The organism is Xanthomonas sp. NCPPB 3005 (assembly GCF_041228095.2).
Lineage (GTDB): Bacteria > Pseudomonadota > Gammaproteobacteria > Xanthomonadales > Xanthomonadaceae > Xanthomonas_A > Xanthomonas_A bonasiae.
In genome coordinates this window covers 4,330,968-4,344,806 of record NZ_CP166096.2, presented here as the reverse complement: position 1 = coordinate 4,344,806, position 13,839 = coordinate 4,330,968, and the positions used below count along the sequence as shown (strand labels likewise).

Below are 13,839 nucleotides of genomic sequence, written 5' to 3'. Positions count from 1 at the left end.
TCAATTCAATCGGCGCGCCAGCCTGGTGGGGCGGCTTCCGGATCGGCCAGGGCGCGCAGGCGCTTGAACAGCACGGTGGTCTCGGCGACGTTCCAGACCCGCAGCGCGACTTCGAAGGTGTCCAGCGGCTTGGTCAGGAAGTCCTTGGCGCCCAGGCCGAGCGCGCGGTGGCGCGCGCTGCGGCTGGGGTCGGCGGTGAGCACGATCACCGGCAGGAAGCTGGACGCGCCGGCCAGCCGCGACAGCTGTTCCAGGATCGCGTAGCCGTCCAGCTCTGGCATCATCAGGTCGAGCAGGATCAGGTCCGGCGCGAACGCCGAGACCAGGCCCAGCACGCGTTGCGGATCGGTGGTCGCCACCACCTGCTGGAAGCCTTCGCGCTGCAGCAGGTCTTCGAGCAGGCGGACGTTCGCCGGTTCGTCGTCGACGATCAGGATGCGCGAGGCGAGGACATCGTTGCGGGTCATGCGAGGTGTCGGTCCAGAACGGTGAAGAATTCGGCCACGTCCAGCGGTTTGGTCAGGTAGGCGCGCACGTTGTCGCCCTGCACCCGCGCCAGCGTGGCGGGCGTCGCGTCGGCGCTGACCACCACCACCGGGATCGCCGCGGTGTGCGGCTGCGCGCGCAGTTGCCGCAGCAGGTCCTCGCCGTTGCCGTCGCTCAGGTGCAGGTCGAGCAGGATCAGGTCGGGGCGGGCCTGTTGCACCTGCGCGCGCGCCTGCGCCAGCGTCGCCGCCTCGTGCAGGCGCCAGTGCGGTCGGCGCTCGGCCAGGGTGCGGATCAGCGCCTGGTTGGAGGGATTGTCCTCGACGCTGAGCACGCTGCGCTGGCCATCGCCGGCCGCGGTCGCGGCGATCGCCGGGTGCGGTGCCGGCGCGTCGGCGGGCCGGTCCAGCGGCAGCGCGATCCAGAACCGCGAACCCTCCGGGCTGCTTTCCACCACGATGCGCCCGCCCATCGCTTCGGTCAGGCGCTTGCTCAACGCCAGGCCCAGGCCGGTGCCTTCGATCGCCGAGCGCTCCGCGCCGAGCCGCTCGAACGGGGTGAACAGGCGCTGCACCTGCTCGGCCGACAGGCCGTGGCCCTGGTCGTGCACGGCGATGCACAGGAACTCGCCCTGCTGCTCGGCGCTCACCCGCACCGCGCCGCCGGGGCGGTTGAACTTGATCGCGTTCGACAGCAGGTTGATCAGCACCTGGCGCAGGCGCTGCGGATCGGCGCGCACGGTCCAGGCGGGCGGGACCTGCAGCGGTTGCAGGGCGATGCCGCGGGTCTTCGCCTCGGGCGCGACCAGGCCCAGCGCTTCCTCGATCGCCGCGCGCACCGGGACCGGCTGCGGGCTCAGGTCGAGCTGGTCGGCCTCGATGCGGGCGATGTCCAGCAGCTCGGTGATCAGCCCGAGCAGGTGCCGCCCGGCGCCGAGGATGTGCTGCAGCTGGCCGCGCTGCGCGGCGCCGGGCAGGTCCATCTCCAGCACCTGCGCATAGCCGAGGATGGCGTTGAGCGGGGTGCGCAGCTCGTGGCTGCTGCGCGACAGGAACTCGGTCTTGGCGCGGTTGGCGGCCTCGGCCTCGCGCCGCGCCGACTGCGCTTCGGCGGCACGCGCGGCGAGCAGGGTGCTGGCCTGGTCCAGGCGTTGCGCGACCTGGCCCAGTTCGTCGCCGGTGCGCAGTTGCGGCGCCAGCGGCAGGCCTTCGCCCAGGCGGTCGGCATTGGCGGAGAGCACGCGCAGCCGCCGCGACAGCGAGGAGGCGAACCAGGCCACCGCGAACACCGCGCCGAGTCCGCCGAGCATCGCCGCGCACAGGGTGATCAGCAGGTTGCGCTGGCGCAGCGCCTGCGCCTTGGCGGTGCGGACCTGCAACTGCGCGGTCTCGTAGTTGCGCAGTTCGCGCAGTTCGGCGCGCAGGATGTCGAGCTTGACCTTGCCTTCGCTGAGCTGGCGGATCTCTTCCTCGCGGCTCAGGTCCGGCGCCAGCAGCCGGCGCCAGCCCTGCATCTTCTCCGCGAACAGCGGCTGGATGCGGGCGAAGCGCTGCGCCTGCCGCGGATCGGTGATGCGCTGCGCCAGGCGCTGCACCACGGTCTGCAGGCGCGGCTCGGCGTCGCGGTACGGGGTCAGGAACGCGTCCTGCCGCACCAGCCGGTAGCCGCGCACGCCGGCCGCAGTCTCGGCCAGCAGTGCATGCGCCTCGTACAGGTCGCTGAGCACTTCCAGGGTCTGGCGCACGTCGTTCTCGGCGGCGATGTTCTGCCGTTCCACGCTGTAGATCGCCACCAATGCCGCCAGCAGCAGCAACAGCGGCAGCGCGACCACCGCCAGGCTCTTGCGGGTCAGCGGCCAGTCGTTCCAGCGCAGCGTGGCCGCGCTCACAGCGCCATCCCCGCCTGCACCGCATACACCGCCGCCTGGGTGCGATCGGACACCTGCAGCTTCTGCAGGATGCGCTCCACGTGGACCTTGGCGGTGCCGGCGGAAATGCCCAGTTCCGCGCCCAGCCCGGCGTTGGTCAGGCCGCGCGGCAGCAGCGCCAGCACCTGCCGTTCGCGCGCGCTGAGCGCGCCCAGGCGGTCCGGCTGCGCCGGCTTCCTGCGCCGCGGCGCGCGCGCCGGTTCGGCCACCGCCGGCGCGAGCAGCGCGGCGATGGTCGCGATCGCCTGCACGTCGCCCGGCGCCGGCGCCATGCGCGTATTCCAGCCCAGGCACAGCGTGCCCAGCGTGGCGCCCAGCGCGGCGATCGGCACGCACAGCTCGGCCGCCTCGCCCGCGCGCGCGGCCAGGCGCCAGGACAGCGCCGGGCCGTCGCTGGCGACGCTGGCGCCGGGCGGCAGCGCGTCGCCATGGCTGGCCAGCACCAGGCTGCGGCTGCCGCGCAGCGCCAGTACCGCGGCGTGCGGCGCATCCACCAGCTCCCGCGCCAGGCGCAGCGCGTCGGCCCCGGCCTGCTCGGCGCCGCTGGCGCGCGTCACCGCGTCGGCGGCGTCGGCCACCGCCTGCCAGCGTGCGCTGTCGGCCGCTTCGCGGCGCAGCGCCTGCCGCCACTGGCCCGCATTGAGAGGGGGTTGCATGACGCTCTCCACTATGCCGATCGGCATATTCGAGGATATGCCGCCCAGCGGATTTTGCGCAAGCCGCCGCTGCCAATACTGGCTTCGCCCCGAGACGGCATTCCCTCATCCACAGCGGAGATCCACCATGCGTCGCATCCTGTTCACCCTGGTCCTGAGCCTGTCCGCCACCGCCGCGCTGGCGGCGCCGGCGATGCACTACGACGCCCGGCCGTCGCTGCCGGCGGCGGGCGAGGAGCGCGAGATCGCCGGCCTGTTCGACCGCTGGAACGCGGCGCTGGCCACCGGCAACGCCGACCGCGTCGCCGACCTGTATGCCCGCGACGGCGTGCTGCTGCCGACCGTGTCCAACCAGGTCCGCGCCAGCCGCGCCGAGATCAAGGACTACTTCGACCACTTCCTGGCGGCCAAGCCGCGCGGCGTCATCAACTACCGCCAGGTGCGGCTGCTCGACGACGACAGCGCGGTCGATGCCGGCGTCTACACCTTCACCCTGACCAATCCGGACGGCAGCACCCGCCAGGTGCAGGCGCGCTACACCTTCGTCTACGAGAAGCGCGACGGCCGCTGGCTGATCATCAACCACCACAGCTCGGCCATGCCGGAACTGGCGGACGGCGGCAGCAAGACCGCGGCGCACTGACCTGGAGGACGCGTGGCGTGGGCCCGTTGCGGCCCACCGCCACGGAAGGGCGCCGCACGCACCTTGAAAGCCGGTGCCGGCAGCGCCATCCAGGAGGCATCCCTTTCGATGCCAGGAGTCCGCGCCATGTTGGGAATCGGTGCCTTCAAGCAGCGCCTGCCGCGCCCAGGCGAAAGCCTGCCCGGCCGCGCGGAGCCGCTGCCGCTGCACAACCGCCACTTCGTCAATGGCCACCCGCTGCGCGACGCGTTCGCCGGCCTGCAACAGGTGCAGTTCGGCCTGGGCTGCTTCTGGGGCGCCGAGCGCAAGTTCTGGTCGCTGCCGGGGGTGTTCAGCACCGCGGTCGGCTACGCCGGCGGGCAGACGCCCAACGCCACCTACCGGGAAGTGTGCTCCGGCCAGACCGGCCACACCGAGGCGGTGCTGGTGGTGTTCGATCCGCAGGCGCTGAGCTTCGAGCAGGTGCTGCAGACCTTCTGGGAAAGCCACGATCCGACCCAGGGCATGCGCCAGGGCAACGATACCGGCACCCAGTACCGCTCGGCGATCTACTGCAGCACGCAGGCGCAGTACGACGCGGCCATCGCCAGCCGCGACGCCTACCAGCAGCGCCTGCGCGCGGCCGGCTACGGCGAGATCACCACCGAGATCCTGTTCCCGGCGCCGCCGTTCTACTACGCCGAGGACGAGCACCAGCAATACTTGGCCAAGAATCCGGGCGGCTACTGCGGATTGGGCGGCACTGGAGTCAGTTGCCCGCTGGGGCTGGAGGCCTGAGCAACCGGCCCCCGCGCCGCCGGCGCGGGGCAGGACTGGCGGCGTGGGCGCGGGACGCGTGCTGCCGCCGCCCCCGGCAATGGCGCGCTCGCGCCCGTCAGCGCACGCCGATCATTTGGCGGCGCTTGCACTGCGACCGCTGGCGACGGCGGGACGCAGCCGCAGCGCATAGCCGGCGAGTTGCAGTGCCTTGCGCGGCGACAGCTCGGCCTTGACCCGTTCGATCGCCGCGTCGCCCTCGCGGTTCCGGCCGAGGGCGTAGCAGGTCCGCGCCAGTTCGAGCGACGCGCGCTGGCGCACCGTCAGGTTGCCGAACGGATCGAAGAAGGAATCCAGCCGCGTGCGGTCCTGCACCCCGGTCCAGCCGAACGCGAGGTCGGTGGGGGCCTCCTTGGCGAGCCGGGCGTAGCGGCGCAGCGCCTCGCTCGGCGCGATGCGTCCGCTCAACAGCGCCAGGCGGATGCGCAACAGCGCCGTTTCGGCGGCGGGCGCATCGGCGGCGTAGGCGTCCAGGACGCGCGTCATCCACGCCCAGTCGACGTTGCCGGTGTCGGCCTGCGTGCCGAGCAGGTTGAAGGCGAGGATCGCCGCGCGGTGCGCCGCGGTGGTGGCGCGCTCGATTGCTTCGGCCGCAGGGCGCCCCAGCGCGGACGGCTGGACCAGCGCAATCGACGGATCGTGGGCGAGGATCGCCTCCAGGTCCGGCTTGTGGAAATAGCCCACCACGACCAGCAGCGTCTTGCCCGGGTGCGCCATCGCCGCGGCGCGGATGCGCTGGGCCTGCAGGAAGGTGCGGTACAGGTACAGGCGGCGCGGCAGGTCGAGATCGGCGCGCGGCGCCGGGGTTTGGGCCCACTGCCGCACCGCGGCCACGTTTTCGGCCGCGTCCGCGGCGAAAAAGTCGCGGTGCAGGATGGCCTTGTCGGGGAAGGACAGGAACCCCTGGAATCCCTGCGCCCGCCGGATCTCCAATGGCGTGTCCAGGTCCACGCCGAAGCCGAGCTTGGCGTCCTCCACCGGCGGCATCCAGTCGATCGGGCACAGGGCGACCGGGTGCGCCGCGGCATACGGCAGGATCACGCCCTGCACCTCGTAGGTGTACTCGTAGTAGTCGCCGCGCGCCGCCTGCTCCGGCGGGCGCTCGATGCACACCGCGTCCGGTGCGAGTTGCTCCAGGAACGCGGCCAGGACGCCGGGCTGGTCGTGCTCGGACACCAGTTGCGCCGCGTGCTCCACGCCCAGGATCGCGACCCGGGTCGGCGCAGGCGCGGCGGCCACGCCCGGGGCCACGGCAGCGGCAAGTGCCAGCAAAAAGAAACGACGCGCTCTCCATCTGCGCATGCACAATCTCCCTGTGAACGCTGCGGCAACGCCATCGCGACACCCGTTGTCGCGTGGTCGCCATTGCCCGGCGCGGCGACGCGCTCAGTCCACGCAGGCGCGCTGCATGGCGCAGTTGTCGTGCCTGGGCCTACGGCGGCGACTAGTGTAGGCAACCGTCGCCGCCGTCGTCTGCATGACAGTCGGCACTGGCCGCACTACACGAACTCGGCCGCGAACATCTGCCGCATCTGCGTGATCTGTTCCTCGCGCTCGGGATGCAGCACGCGCAGGCATTCCACCGCGAAGCTGACCGGGCTGGTGCCGGGTGCGGTGATCAGTCCGTCGGCGCTGGCCACTTTCTGATCCAGGTAGTGCGCCGTCCCGGCGTAGACGCTGGCGTGCTCGCGCAGGAAGGCTTCGGAATTGCTGGTATGCGGCCGCGTGTCGAGCAGCCCGGCGTAGGCCAGCGCCAGGGTCGCACCGCAGATCGCCGCGACCGCGCGCCCGGCGTCGATGCGTTGCTGCAGCAGCGCGCTGAGTCCGGGAATCTCGCCGGCCTGCCAGCGTTCGCTGCCCGGCAATAGCCACAGGTCCGCTTCCAGCGGCGCCAGGTCCGACAACGCGTACTCCGGATGCAGGTTCAGTCCGCCGATCGAGGTGACCGGTTTGCCGTCGATGCTGGCGACCCGTATCTCGTCGCCGAACCAGGCCCGCGCCGCCGGCAGGACGGTGCCGATCTCCCAGTCCGCCACGCCGTCGACCATCACTACCGCGATCGTTGCCATTGCCGTCCCTCTGCTGTGAGGTAGGCAGCATAGCGAGCGGAGAGTTGCGGCGGCGCCAACGCTATGCCGCACGACCGCTGTCACGCGTGCATCGGGTCTGTGCGTGTCCTTGGCGTCAGACCGCGTTGCCGCATCCACGCTGTGTGCAGCGGGCTATCGCGTCTCAACTACGATGGAGTCCGCAGCGAATCGGGAATCGAACGCAAAGCGGAGACCCGCTTCGCCCATTCCCCATTCCCGCTTTCCCATTCCCCGCAAAAAAGGAGCGGCGTTGCCGCCGCTCCTGGGTCGTGCCGTTGCAGGCTGCGCTCAGGCCGCCAGCTTCTGCCGGATCGTGTCGCGCAGCGCCTGCAGGTCCTTGGCGAAGGTGTCGATGCCGCTGGCCAGCTTCTCGGTCGCCATCGGATCGGCGGCCAGGTCGGTGGCGAACTGCTTGGCATCGATCGGCGCGATCTGCGCGCCGTCGGCCTGGCCGGGCGACAGCTTGCGCGGCAGCTCGCCATGGTCGGCATCGAGCTTTTCCAGCAGCTCCGGCGAGATGGTCAGGCGGTCGCAGCCGGCCAGCGCCTCGATCTGCGCGGTGGAACGGAACGAGGCACCCATCACCACGGTCTGCGAGCCGCGGCGCTTGAACTCGGCATACACGCCGCGCACGAACTGCACGCCCGGGTCGTCGTCGATGCTGGCCGGGGTCTGCCCGTTGGCCACGTACCAGTCCAGGATGCGACCGACGAACGGCGAGATCAGGAACACGCCGGCCTCGGCGCAGGCCAGTGCCTGGGTGCGGTTGAAGATCAGCGTCAGGTTGCAGTCGATGCCGTCCTTCTGCAGCTGGCGCGCGGCCTCGATGCCTTCCCAGGTCGCGGCGACCTTGATCAGGATCTTGTCCTTGGGCACGCCGCGTTCGGCGTACATGGCGATGAACTTGTGCGCCTTGGCGATGGTCGCGGCGGTGTCGTGGGCCAGGTCGGCGTCCACCTCGGTGGACACGCGCCCGGGCACCAGCGCGCTGAGCTTGCTGCCCACGCCGATGGTCAGGCGGTCGGCGATCTCGTCGACCAGGGCGGCGTGGTCGCCGTCCTGGCTGCGCGCCCAGGCCAGCGCCTCGTCGATCAGCTCGGCGTAGACCGGCAAATCCAGGGCTTTCTTCACCAGGGTCGGGTTGGTGGTGCAGTCGACCGGCTTGAGCCGCTTGATCGCATCGTAGTCGCCGGTATCGGCCACGACCACGGACAACTCGCGCAGCTGGGCCAGTTTGGAAGGAGCGGAAGACATCATCGGTATCTCTCGGAACGGATGAAATGGAGGATAAACCCGCGCACGTTAACCCGCCGCAGGCGCGAAGTCGCTTGCGGCCTGCACCGCGAGCACGCGCAGCCGCAGCGCACGGCCGCCGGGGCCCTGCCAGTCGATCGACTGGCCCACGGCCAGGCCGAGCAGGGCGCTGCCGACCGGCGCCAGCACCGAGATGCGGCCTTGCGCGGCATCGGCTTCGTGCGGATAGACCAGGGTCAGTTGGTGGCGTTCGCCGTGCAGTTCGTCTTCGCATTCCACGCGCGAGTGCATGGCGACGATGCCGGCGGGAATCTGTTCGGGCGGCACCACCGTGGCGCGGCCGAGTTCTGCGCCCAGCGCGAGCGCGGCCGGGTGCTGCTGCAATGCGGGGGATTCGAGCAAGGCCTCCAGACGGGCCAGGTCGTGGCTGGACACGATCAGTGAAGGGGGCAGGCCGCTTTGCGGTTGCGAGGACATGACAGACTCCTTGGGTCAAGAAAAAGGCGGCGCTGCGAGGCGCCGCCCGGATGGCGCTGGCTGCTGCGTGGCACCGGCCGCAGAGCCGGTGGCCGCGCTCAGACAGCGGTAGCTTGCGGCTGCGCAGGCAGCAGTTGCTCCAGCACCGCCAGCAGCAGCGGGCCGTCGAACAAGGCGGTATAGCTGACGCTGACCTTGCTGCCGCCGCGCAGCTGGAACTGCAGGCGCGAGGTCCACGCCGACACGTCCATGCCGACGATGTCGTCGATGCGGACCTCGTTGCCGGCGAAGGCGATGCGCTCGCGGCTCAGCTGCACCGTCTCGAGCGGGCCACGGGTGAAGCCCTTCATGTTGACCGCGAATTCGCGGCGGATCGCGCCGGCGGTGGTGACCATGCGGAAACTCAGCGTCTGCCCGGCATCGAGCTTGGCCATCAGCACCGGCACGCGCGCCTGCAGGTAGCCGTGCATGAAGCGGTCGAGGAACTTGTAGTAGCCGCCGATGTTGCCGTTGGCGGCCTGCCACTGTTCCTGGCCTTCGCGCCGCCAGCCCAGGTTGACCGACAGGCCGGCACGGTAGAACTGGCAGGTCTCGACGATGTCGCGATAGAGATAGGTGCCGTCGCTGCGCTCGGGAAACTGGCGCACGCCCAGCTCGCCCTGTTCCCAGCCGCCGCGGCGGATCGCCCAGCCCAGCAGGAGGGTCAACACGCCGACCAGGGCCAGGCCGAGCATGATCCATTGCAGCGTCTGCGCCGCTTCCGGCGCGACCTTGTCGCGCACCGCGAACAGCAGCACGCCGCAGGCCAGCAACGCCACGCCGAACAGCATGACCAGGATCGACAGCGTCGCATTGTTGCGATGGCGGCCGAGCACGGTTCCAATAGACGTCATCCGCATTCCTCTACACAGGTAATCGCGGGATTGTCGCACCGTCGGCCGTAAACCGGGCGTTAGCGTCGCCCGCGCGCCTTGCGCCAATGGCGCGGTGCCGTGCTCAGAGCGTCGCGGCGCGGGGCAGCGCGGCGGCCGTCGGGGCGAGCGCCGACGGTGCGGCCTTGGCCGACAGCAGCGCCTCGGGCAGCGCCTTGAACAGTTGCGCCAACTGCTCCAGGAAATCGCTCATCGCCGAGCTGCGGCGCCACAGCATCGCGATGCGCCGGCTCGGGCCGGAGGCATCGTCGAAGCGCAGCAGGTGGATATTGGACGAGTTGGTCACCGGCGGCTGCACCGCCAGCAAGGGCAGCAGGGTCACGCCGACATTGGCGGCCACCATCTGCCGCAGCGTTTCCAGGCTGGTGGCCTGGAATTCGGCCTTTTCCAGCGCGCCGGACAGATGGCAGACGTCCAAGGCCTGCTCGCGCAGGCAGTGGCCGTCCTCCAGCAGCAGCAGCCGTTGCTGGTGCAGTTCGCTCAGGCTCAACGAATCGCGCTGGGCCAGCGGATGGCTATCCGGCACCGCCAGCACGAACGGTTCCTCGAACAGGAATTCGGTATGCAGTTGGTCGTCGTGCAGCGGCAGCGCGAGCAGCGCCGCATCCAGCCGGCCTTCGCGCAATCGGGTCAGCAGCACGTCGCTCTTTTCCTCGATCAGCAGCAGTTCCAGTTGCGGGAAGCGCTCGCGGATGCCCGGGATCACGTGCGGCAGCAGGTACGGGCCCAGCGTCGGGAAGATGCCCAGGCGCACCGTGCCCGCTTCCGGGTCCTGGCTGCGCCGCGCTGCTTCCTTCATCTGCTCGATCTCGGCAACGATGCCGCGCGCGCGGCTGGCCGCCTCGCGCCCGGCCGGGGTCAGCATGACCTTGCGCGGCGCGCGCTCGACCAGCGGCACGCCCAGTTCGTCCTCGAGCTTCTTGATCTGCGTGGACAGCGTCGGCTGGCTGACGAAACAGGCCGCCGCGGCGCGCCCGAAATGCTTGTGATCGGCCAGCGCCACCAGGTATTTCAGATCACGCAGGTTCATCGGCAGGTTCCTTGGCGGTGCGTTCGGCGCGGCGTGGGGCCAGTCGCCCCCCGGGACAGCATAGGCCCCGCGCCGGGTCGCGGCGCGGGGCGATCGCGCATCAGGCCGCTTCGGCGACCGCGCTGCTGACCGGCGCGCTGCTGCGGATCAGGTGGTCGAACGCGCTCAGCGCCGCCTTGGAGCCTTCGCCCATGGCGATGATGATCTGCTTGTACGGCACCGTGGTGGCGTCGCCGGCGGCGAACACGCCGGGCAGCGAGGTCTGGCCGCGGTCGTCGACGACGATCTCGCCGCGCGGCGACAGCGCCACCGTGCCCTGCAGCCATTCGGTGTTGGGCAGCAGGCCGATCTGCACGAAGATGCCTTCCAGCGCCACGCGGTGGACGTCGCCGCCGACGCGGTCCTTGTAGACCAGCCCGGTGACCTTGCTGCCGTCGCCCAGCACCTCGGTGCTCTGCGCGTTGACGAGGATGTCCACGTTGCCCAGGCTGCGCAGCTTGCGCTGCAGCACTTCGTCGGCGCGCAGCTTGGCGTCGAACTCGACCAGGGTGACATGGCTGACGATGCCGGCCAGGTCGATCGCCGCCTCCACGCCGGAGTTGCCGCCGCCGATCACCGCCACGCGCTTGCCCTTGAACAGCGGGCCGTCGCAGTGCGGGCAATAGGCCACGCCCTTGTTGCGGTACTGGTCCTCGCCGGGCACGTTCATCTGCCGCCAGCGCGCGCCGGTGGACAGGATCACGCTGCGGCTCTTCAGCGACGCGCCGTTGGCCAGCCTGATCTCGACCAGGCCGTCGGCGCCGGCCGGAATCAGCTGCTCGGCGCGCTGCAGGTTCATGATGTCCACGTCGTACTGGCGCACGTGCTGCTCCAGCGCCGCGGCCATCTTCGGGCCTTCGGTCTCCTGCACCGAAATGAAGTTCTCGATCGCCATGGTGTCCAGCACCTGGCCGCCGAAACGCTCGGCCGCCACGCCGGTGCGGATGCCCTTGCGCGCCGCATAGATCGCCGCCGCCGCGCCGGCCGGGCCGCCGCCGATCACCAGCACATCGAACGGCGCCTTGGCCGCGATGTTGGCCGCGTCGCGCTTGGCCGCGCCGGTATCGAGCTTGGCCACGATCTGCTCCAGGCTCATGCGGCCCTGGTCGAACACTTCGCCGTTGAGGTACACGGTGGGCACCGACATGATCTGCCGCGCCTCCACCTCGTCCTGGAACAGCGCGCCGTCGATCGCCACGTGCTTGATGTTCGGGTTCAGCACCGCGGCCAGGTTCAGCGCCTGCACCACGTCCGGGCAGTTCTGGCAGGACAGCGAGAAATAGGTCTCGAACACGTACTCGCCGGGCAGGTTGCGCACCTGCTCGATGACCTCGGCGGTGGCCTTGGACGGATGCCCGCCGACCTGCAGCAGCGCCAGCACCAGCGAGGTGAACTCGTGGCCCAGCGGCAGCCCGGCGAAGCGCAGGTGGATGTCGTGGCCGGGACTGGTCAGCGCGAACGACGGGGTGCGCTCGGCGCTGTCGCGGTGCACGTCCAGGCTGATCTGGTCCGACAGCAGCACCAGGTCCTCGAGCAGGTCGAGCATCTCGCGCGACTTGGCGCCGTCGTCCACCGACGCGGTGATGTGGATGGGCCGAACGACCCGCTCCAGGTAAGCCTTCAACTGGGTTTTCAGATCGGCATCCAACATGGCGGACTCCTGACGATGGGCAAAGCGAGGGGAAGGCGTTGCTGCCGCGGGGGCAGAGCGCCGTAAAGAATTGGGAGGAGGGGTGAACCGCAGCCGGCGCGCGCTGCCGGTGGCTGGCGTGAGGCGGGCGTACCGGCCGCGACGCGGGCTGCGGTTCACCCCCACCCCCGCCGAAACGGCGGAGATGGGAGTGGGGCGCGGCTTAGATCTTGCCGACCAGGTCCAGCGACGGCTTCAGGGTCTTTTCGCCTTCCTTCCACTTGGCCGGGCACACTTCGCCCGGATGCGAGGCGACGAACTGCGCGGCCTTGAGCTTGCGCAGGGTCTCGGTGACGTCGCGGGCGATCGCGTTGTCGTGGATTTCCAGCGTCTTGATCACGCCTTCCGGGTTGATCACGAAGGTGCCGCGCAGGGCCAGGCCTTCCTCGTCGATGTGCACGCCGAACGCGCGGGTCAGCTGGTGGGTCGGGTCGCCGACCAACGGGAACTGCGCCTTGCCGACGGCCGGCGAGGTCTCGTGCCACACCTTGTGCGAGAAATGGGTGTCGGTGGTGACGATGTAGACCTCGGCGCCGATCTTCTGGAACTCGGCGTAATTGTCGGCGGCGTCTTCCACTTCGGTGGGGCAGTTGAAGGTGAAGGCGGCCGGCATGAAGATCAGCACCGACCACTTGCCCTTCAGGTCCGCGTCGGTGACTTCGATGAATTCGCCGTTCTTGTAGGCGTTGGCCTTGAACGGCTGGACCTGGGTGTTGATCAGAGACATGGAGTTTCCTCGTGGTTGCGAAGGGGAACGGGGGATAGAACGAGGCTCATCATAGGAGGGGTCGATAGATATCTCAAATCGATTGATGGAATTGAATAGATAGAGTTTGCCTATCGCTATTCAAGCCTGGCTCTTTGCTGCGCTGCGGTGGGCGCACACCGTTCAATGGTTCTACCACGTTGGCTTTTCCAGGCCGCTGCGGCATCGTGACGCCGATGAACGCCCCCACCCCCGAGTCCCTGCTGCGCGCGGCCAGCGCGCGGATCGACCGCGCCGATGCCGAAGCCTTGCTGATCCACGCCCTGCAGCGCGACCGCGCCTGGCTGTTCGCGCACGCCCGCGATCCGTTGCCCACGGCGGCGGCGGAGCGCTTCGATGCCCTGCTGGCGCGGCGCGCGCAGGGCGAACCGGTGGCCTATCTGACCGGTCGTCGCGGCTTCTGGACCCTGGACCTGGCGGTCGGCCCGGCCACGCTGATCCCGCGCGCGGACACCGAGCGCCTGGTGGAACTGGCGCTGGAGCGGCTGGACACGGCGCCGGGCCGCCGCGCCGCCGACCTGGGCACCGGCAGCGGCGCGATCGCGCTGGCGCTGGCCAGCGAACGGCCGCAGGCGCAGGTGCTGGCCACCGACCTGAGCGACGCGGCGCTGGCGGTGGCGCAAGCCAATGCGCGCACGCACGGCCTGCACAACGTCCGTTTCGCCCACGGTCCCTGGCTGGCGCCGCTGGCCGGTCAGCGCTTCGACCTGATCGCCAGCAACCCGCCCTACATCGCCGCCGGCGACCCGCACCTGGCGCAGGGCGACCTGCGCTACGAACCGGCCAGCGCACTGGCATCCGGCGCCGACGGCCTGGACGACATTCGGCTGATCGTCGCCGGCGCATCGGCGCATCTGCTGCCGGGCGGCTGGCTGCTGCTGGAGCACGGCTGGGAGCAGGGCGAGGGCGTGCGCGCGCTGCTGGCGGATGCCGGCTTCGATGCCGTGGCGACCTACCAGGACCTGGAAGCGCGCGACCGGGTCAGCCTGGGATGTTGGCCGGCTGGCTGATTCGAGCGCCGCCAGCCGTGTCT

14 protein-coding genes are annotated in these 13,839 nt (G+C 70.3%); 3 read left to right on the top strand and 11 right to left on the bottom strand.

Features of this window, described 5'->3' with window-relative positions:
- Positions 1-5 precede the first annotated feature (5 nt).
- From AB8810_RS18835 to AB8810_RS18825, 3 genes are read right to left on the bottom strand one after another with little or no spacing between them, the layout of a single operon-like run.
- Positions 6-467: a response regulator gene (locus AB8810_RS18835; protein ID WP_179568215.1), complete on the bottom strand. Its 462-nt coding sequence runs from the start codon at positions 465-467 to the stop codon at positions 6-8.
- The gene (locus AB8810_RS18830; RefSeq protein ID WP_369914517.1) at positions 464-2,374 is read right to left on the bottom strand and encodes an ATP-binding protein; all 1,911 of its coding nucleotides are present in this window, start codon (positions 2,372-2,374) and stop codon (positions 464-466) included. The genes AB8810_RS18835 and AB8810_RS18830 overlap by 4 nt, the downstream gene beginning before the upstream one ends.
- The gene (locus AB8810_RS18825; RefSeq protein ID WP_369914516.1) at positions 2,371-3,069 is read right to left on the bottom strand and encodes a response regulator transcription factor; all 699 of its coding nucleotides are present in this window, start codon (positions 3,067-3,069) and stop codon (positions 2,371-2,373) included. The genes AB8810_RS18830 and AB8810_RS18825 overlap by 4 nt, the downstream gene beginning before the upstream one ends.
- A 127-nt stretch (positions 3,070-3,196) precedes the next feature.
- On the opposite strand from AB8810_RS18825, the gene AB8810_RS18820 reads away from it, so the two are divergent.
- Both AB8810_RS18820 and msrA read left to right on the top strand, forming a co-directional pair.
- Positions 3,197-3,712, top strand: coding sequence for an SgcJ/EcaC family oxidoreductase (locus AB8810_RS18820; RefSeq protein ID WP_369914515.1), 516 nt, complete (start codon positions 3,197-3,199; stop codon positions 3,710-3,712).
- Positions 3,713-3,838: 126 nt separating this feature from the next.
- On the top strand, positions 3,839-4,489 hold the full coding sequence (msrA, locus tag AB8810_RS18815) for a peptide-methionine (S)-S-oxide reductase MsrA (protein ID WP_369914514.1): 651 nt from the start codon (positions 3,839-3,841) through the stop codon (positions 4,487-4,489).
- A 111-nt stretch (positions 4,490-4,600) separates the two neighbouring features.
- On the opposite strand, the gene AB8810_RS18810 is transcribed toward msrA, so the two are convergent.
- The 8 genes from AB8810_RS18810 to ahpC all read right to left on the bottom strand — a co-directional run bounded on the left by AB8810_RS18810 (position 4,601) and on the right by ahpC (position 12,767).
- Positions 4,601-5,830, bottom strand: coding sequence for a hypothetical protein (locus AB8810_RS18810; RefSeq protein WP_369914513.1), 1,230 nt, complete (start codon positions 5,828-5,830; stop codon positions 4,601-4,603).
- A 197-nt stretch (positions 5,831-6,027) separates the two neighbouring features.
- Positions 6,028-6,597 carry a type 1 glutamine amidotransferase family protein gene (locus AB8810_RS18805; RefSeq protein ID WP_369914511.1) on the bottom strand — a complete coding sequence of 190 codons (570 nt, stop codon included), beginning with the start codon at positions 6,595-6,597 and terminating at the stop codon, positions 6,028-6,030.
- 309 nt (positions 6,598-6,906) lie between these two features.
- A complete protein-coding gene (gene tal / locus AB8810_RS18800) occupies positions 6,907-7,872 on the bottom strand; it encodes a transaldolase (protein ID WP_369914510.1) in 966 nt (321 codons plus the stop codon).
- A gap of 48 nt (positions 7,873-7,920) precedes the next feature.
- Positions 7,921-8,349, bottom strand: coding sequence for a nucleoside diphosphate kinase regulator (gene rnk, locus AB8810_RS18795; protein WP_191826795.1), 429 nt, complete (start codon positions 8,347-8,349; stop codon positions 7,921-7,923).
- A 98-nt stretch (positions 8,350-8,447) separates the two neighbouring features.
- Complete coding sequence (locus AB8810_RS18790; protein WP_369914508.1) at positions 8,448-9,242, bottom strand: hypothetical protein; 795 nt, start codon at positions 9,240-9,242, stop codon at positions 8,448-8,450.
- A 103-nt stretch (positions 9,243-9,345) separates the two neighbouring features.
- Complete coding sequence (locus AB8810_RS18785; protein WP_191826797.1) at positions 9,346-10,311, bottom strand: LysR substrate-binding domain-containing protein; 966 nt, start codon at positions 10,309-10,311, stop codon at positions 9,346-9,348.
- 100 nt (positions 10,312-10,411) lie between these two features.
- Positions 10,412-12,001, bottom strand: a complete 1,590-nt coding sequence (gene ahpF / locus AB8810_RS18780) for an alkyl hydroperoxide reductase subunit F (RefSeq protein WP_206258390.1) — start codon at positions 11,999-12,001, stop codon at positions 10,412-10,414.
- 202 nt (positions 12,002-12,203) lie between these two features.
- Complete coding sequence (gene ahpC, locus AB8810_RS18775; RefSeq protein ID WP_039007575.1) at positions 12,204-12,767, bottom strand: alkyl hydroperoxide reductase subunit C; 564 nt, start codon at positions 12,765-12,767, stop codon at positions 12,204-12,206.
- A 215-nt stretch (positions 12,768-12,982) separates the two neighbouring features.
- On the opposite strand from ahpC, the gene prmC reads away from it, so the two are divergent.
- The gene (gene prmC / locus AB8810_RS18770; protein WP_206230690.1) at positions 12,983-13,816 is read left to right on the top strand and encodes a peptide chain release factor N(5)-glutamine methyltransferase; all 834 of its coding nucleotides are present in this window, start codon (positions 12,983-12,985) and stop codon (positions 13,814-13,816) included.
- The last annotated feature ends 23 nt before the right edge of the window (positions 13,817-13,839 follow it).

What these genes read in the sequence shown, in the direction of transcription:
- AB8810_RS18835 (WP_179568215.1), bottom strand. Translation starts at nt 467, where the DNA reads ATGACCCGCAACGATGTCCTCGCCTCGCGCATCCTGATCGTCGACGAC.
- AB8810_RS18825 (WP_369914516.1), bottom strand. Translation starts at nt 3,069, where the DNA reads ATGCAACCCCCTCTCAATGCGGGCCAGTGGCGGCAGGCGCTGCGCCGC.
- AB8810_RS18820 (WP_369914515.1), top strand. Translation starts at nt 3,197, where the DNA reads ATGCGTCGCATCCTGTTCACCCTGGTCCTGAGCCTGTCCGCCACCGCC.
- msrA (WP_369914514.1), top strand. Translation starts at nt 3,839, where the DNA reads ATGTTGGGAATCGGTGCCTTCAAGCAGCGCCTGCCGCGCCCAGGCGAA.
- AB8810_RS18810 (WP_369914513.1), bottom strand. Translation starts at nt 5,830, where the DNA reads ATGCGCAGATGGAGAGCGCGTCGTTTCTTTTTGCTGGCACTTGCCGCT.
- AB8810_RS18805 (WP_369914511.1), bottom strand. Translation starts at nt 6,597, where the DNA reads ATGGCAACGATCGCGGTAGTGATGGTCGACGGCGTGGCGGACTGGGAG.
- tal (WP_369914510.1), bottom strand. Translation starts at nt 7,872, where the DNA reads ATGTCTTCCGCTCCTTCCAAACTGGCCCAGCTGCGCGAGTTGTCCGTG.
- rnk (WP_191826795.1), bottom strand. Translation starts at nt 8,349, where the DNA reads ATGTCCTCGCAACCGCAAAGCGGCCTGCCCCCTTCACTGATCGTGTCC.
- AB8810_RS18790 (WP_369914508.1), bottom strand. Translation starts at nt 9,242, where the DNA reads ATGACGTCTATTGGAACCGTGCTCGGCCGCCATCGCAACAATGCGACG.
- AB8810_RS18785 (WP_191826797.1), bottom strand. Translation starts at nt 10,311, where the DNA reads ATGAACCTGCGTGATCTGAAATACCTGGTGGCGCTGGCCGATCACAAG.
- ahpF (WP_206258390.1), bottom strand. Translation starts at nt 12,001, where the DNA reads ATGTTGGATGCCGATCTGAAAACCCAGTTGAAGGCTTACCTGGAGCGG.
- ahpC (WP_039007575.1), bottom strand. Translation starts at nt 12,767, where the DNA reads ATGTCTCTGATCAACACCCAGGTCCAGCCGTTCAAGGCCAACGCCTAC.
- prmC (WP_206230690.1), top strand. Translation starts at nt 12,983, where the DNA reads ATGAACGCCCCCACCCCCGAGTCCCTGCTGCGCGCGGCCAGCGCGCGG.